Origin of the sequence: Mesorhizobium sp. M7A.F.Ca.CA.001.08.2.1, from assembly GCF_003998455.1 — a bacterium.
GTDB lineage: Bacteria > Pseudomonadota > Alphaproteobacteria > Rhizobiales > Rhizobiaceae > Mesorhizobium > Mesorhizobium ciceri.
Map to the genome: position 1 here is coordinate 1 of NZ_RZPW01000759.1, position 2,897 is coordinate 2,897.

Below are 2,897 nucleotides of genomic sequence, written 5' to 3' on the forward strand. Positions count from 1 at the left end.
TTGCCGACACAGGAGAACACAAAATCCTTGCCCTCGGCGGCCTGCGCAGGGGTCGCCGCCAGGCTACCGCCATGCTGGCCAACCCATTGCTCGGCCTTGGCCTTGGTGCGGTTGTAGACGGTGACGTCATGGCCGCCCTTGTTCTTCAAGTGTCCGGCCATCGGATAGCCCATCACGCCAAGACCGAGAAATGCCACAGATGCCATGAGCTTGCCCTTCAGAATGGAAACGGAATTTGCTGCGAAAGCTCTAGGCTCTGCGCTCAATTCGTCAAGACGCGTATAGCCTGATCGACTGGTGCAGCCGAATTGAAAATCGTCAGCGTTTCAGGTGAACGGTGATCCGGCGCTCGATCCATTCGACGCCATGCCGCAAGATCTCGACCATCACCAGATAGACGAGGGCGACCCAGATATAGGCCTGGATGTCGAACGAGTTGGCGAAGGCGAGCTTGGCATTGCCCATCAGATCGTAGACCGTGATGATGGCGACGATGGCGGACGCCTTGACCATCAGGATCAGTTCATTGCCATAGGGCCGCAAGGCAACGATCAGGGCTTGCGGCAGGATGATCTTGCGCAACGTCTGCAGTTTATGCAGGCCAAGCGAGGCCGCCCCTTCCCATTGCCCTCTTGGCACGCTCTCTATGGCGCCGCGCAGAATCTCCGCCTGGTAGGCGGCCGTGTTGAGCGCAAAGGCAAAGACGCCGCAATTGAACGCGTCCTTGAAAAAATCCCAGAGGCCGACCGACTGGAGTTCGACGCGGAACGAACCCAATCCGTAGTAGACCAGATAGGTCTGGACCAGCAGCGGCGTGCCGCGGAAGAAATAGACGTAGCAATAGGCGAGGCCGGACAGGATCCGGTTGCTGGACATGCGCCCGTAAGCGACGGGCACCGACAGGATCGCGCCGAGTACCATCGATATGGAAACCAGCGCCAGCGTGACCCCAAGCCCGCTCAGATAAGCCGGCGCATATTTGGCAAAGAAATCAGGATTCCAGGCAAGGAAGAGATAGCTGACGATGCCGATACCGAACAAAATCCATAGGCCCACCAGCGCGTAACCGGCGATACGCCTGCGCGGCCAGCCGCGCGCCCGTGGCGGCGGACGTTCGACCATGGTGGCTGTGGCGCTCATCGCTGCGCCTCCCGCCGGCCAAGCGAGCGCAGGATCGCATTGGTGGCGAAGGACGACAGGACGGCCAGGCCAAGAAAGACCAGCGAGGCGACGCCGAAGAACAGGAAAGCGTGCTTGGTGACGCGGGCCGCAATGCTGGCATTGCGCAGCGTCTCGGCCAGGCCGACGACCGACACCAGCGACGTGTCCTTGAGCAGGCTGAGCCAGCAGTTCTCCAGTCCAGGAAACGCGATGCGCAGCAGTTGCGGCACGATCACTTTGCGCATGGTCAGCCAGTTCGAAAGACCGATGGCGTAGCCGCCCTCATACTGGCCTTTGGGAATGGCGCGGAAGGCGGAAAGGAAAACCTCACTGGCATAGGAGGAGAAGATCAGTGCAAGCACGATCATGCCGGCGACAAAGCTGTTGACGTCGATGGTGACGTCAGGCCGGAAATACCTGACGAGATGCTGCAGCAGGATCGGCATGCCGAAAAAGAACAGGAAGAGCGTGACCAATTCCGGCAGGCCGCGAAAGACGGTGGTGTAGATGTTGGCGGCAAGGCGCAGCGACGGTTCTTCGGACTGCTTGGCGAGTGCAATGAAAAAGCCGATCGTCAATCCGATGGGCAGCGTGGCAAGCGCCAACGCAATGGTGATCAGTGCGCCATAGGCAATATCGTCAAGCCAGCCTTCAGGTCCCCAACTGAGAAGTGTCCATATGCTCTGGGCTGGCATCGACCGGTCTTATCCCCACGGCATTCCCAAGACGAATAGAAAGACGGCGGGGAAATTCCCCGCCGTCTTGACCTGGCTTATCAGGACTCGGCGCCGTAGACGTCGAACTTGAAATACTTGTCGTTGATTTCCTTGTATTTTCCATTGGCGCGAATGGCGGCGATGGCCGAGTTGAGCTTGTTGACCAGGTCGGTTTCGCCCTTGCGCACGGCAATCCCGGCGCCAGGCCCGAAAATCTCGACCGGCTGCGGCGAAGGTTGGCCGAGGATCTTGCAGCAGGCGCCGTCAGGCGAGTCCAGAAACTGCTGCAGCACGACGATATCGTCCTCGATGGCGTCGAGACGACCATTGGCAAGATCGGCCTGCTCCTCGGGGCTGCTCGGATAGCCCTTCACGGTGCTGTCGGTGTAGGTCTTCGAGGCATAGTTGAAATGCGTGGTGGTGGTGGCGACGCCGATGGTCTTGCCGGCGAGATCTTCCTTGGTCACGCCTTTCAGCGTGCTGTCCTTCGGCACGGCGATCGCCGAGGGCGTGTTGTAGTATTTGTTCGAGAAGTCGACCTTCTCCTTGCGCTCCGGCGTGATCGACATCGAGGCGACGATGGCGTCGAATTTACCGGCCTGGAGGGCTGGAATGATGCCGTCCCAATCCTGGGCGACGAAGGTGCACTTGACCTTCATCTCATCACAAAGCGCCTTGGCGATGTCGATATCGAAGCCCACGAGCTGGCCATCGGCGGTAAGGTTGTTGAAGGGCGGGTAGGCGCCTTCGGTGCCGATCCTCAGGGTCTTTTCCTGGGCCTGGGCGACGCCGAGCGTCAGCAGCGCGGCCGATGCGGCAAGCGCGATACGCAGTGAAATACGCATGATGGTCCTCTCTTTATGGTCCCGGCCGTCGTTCCGAACGGCTCTGTGGGGCGGTGCTTTTGACCGCCCGCTGGCGCGATACTCCCACTCTTTCCAAGAAAAAAGCAACTGCAAAACCATAAAAATGGGCAAGGCTATTCTGCCGTTGCGTCAGCGCTCAAGCAACGAGCCCGGT

Annotated in this window: 4 protein-coding genes; all 4 read right to left on the bottom strand. The window is 59.7% G+C overall.

The window, feature by feature from the left end:
* A partial coding sequence (locus EN914_RS30330; protein WP_164779021.1) for an NAD(P)-binding domain-containing protein occupies positions 1-206 on the bottom strand: 206 nt, incomplete at its 3' end.
* 112 nt (positions 207-318) lie between these two features.
* A complete protein-coding gene (locus EN914_RS30335) occupies positions 319-1,140 on the bottom strand; it encodes an ABC transporter permease (RefSeq protein ID WP_024503307.1) in 822 nt (273 codons plus the stop codon).
* Positions 1,137-1,856, bottom strand: a complete 720-nt coding sequence (locus EN914_RS30340) for an ABC transporter permease (protein ID WP_024503306.1) — start codon at positions 1,854-1,856, stop codon at positions 1,137-1,139. The genes EN914_RS30335 and EN914_RS30340 overlap by 4 nt, the downstream gene beginning before the upstream one ends.
* An 80-nt stretch (positions 1,857-1,936) precedes the next feature.
* Positions 1,937-2,722: an ABC transporter substrate-binding protein gene (locus EN914_RS30345; protein ID WP_013531705.1), complete on the bottom strand. Its 786-nt coding sequence runs from the start codon at positions 2,720-2,722 to the stop codon at positions 1,937-1,939.
* Positions 2,723-2,897 lie beyond the last annotated feature (175 nt).

Bases quoted from the DNA above. Each gene is read 5' to 3' on its own strand.
- EN914_RS30335 (WP_024503307.1), bottom strand. From the start codon at position 1,140: ATGAGCGCCACAGCCACCATGGTCGAACGTCCGCCGCCACGGGCGCGC.
- EN914_RS30340 (WP_024503306.1), bottom strand. From the start codon at position 1,856: ATGCCAGCCCAGAGCATATGGACACTTCTCAGTTGGGGACCTGAAGGC.
- EN914_RS30345 (WP_013531705.1), bottom strand. From the start codon at position 2,722: ATGCGTATTTCACTGCGTATCGCGCTTGCCGCATCGGCCGCGCTGCTG.